We start from the raw sequence: 543 nt of genomic DNA on the forward strand, positions 1-543 counted from the left end.
TGCAATCGAGCGGGTCTCAGTGCTGGCCCGGCAAGGCGAACTGCCCCAGGTCCGGCTCGACGAAAACGGTTTGATGATCTCGCCGCTGAAGGCGATTACGCCGCCCGTAGCCGAAGCCGCGCGCCGCACTGCCTATGACCGTCTCCCCCGCGTGAAGATCACGGATATCCTGCTCGATGTGGATGCATGGACCGGCTTCGGCGACTGCTTCACCCATCGGCGCTCGGGCCGTCCGGCCGACGACCGCAATGCGTTGCTGACTGTCATACTCGCCGACGGCATCAATCTTGGGCTGACGCGCATGGCGGACAGTTGCCGAGGCGCCAGCTTACGCCAGCTCGCCCATCTGCATGACTGGCACATCAGCGAAGCCGCCTATGGCGAGGCGCTGGGGCGACTCATCGAGGCGCATCGCGCAACACCGCTCGCCGGATTATGGGGCAGCGGCATCAGCTCATCGAGCGACGGGCAGCAATTCCACGCAGGTGGGCGTGGTGCCGCGATCAGCGACATCAACGCCCGCAACGGCAACGAACCCGGTGT

At 65.4% G+C, this 543-nt stretch carries 1 protein-coding gene; it reads left to right on the forward strand.

Annotated features, from left to right (window positions below):
• Positions 1-543 (forward strand): Tn3 family transposase (locus tag AACY49_RS30215; protein WP_339527913.1); only part of this gene is annotated, 543 nt, incomplete at both ends.

The organism is Pseudomonas sp. EL_65y_Pfl2_R96 (assembly GCF_963970905.1).
Taxonomy (GTDB): Bacteria; Pseudomonadota; Gammaproteobacteria; order Pseudomonadales; family Pseudomonadaceae; genus Aquipseudomonas.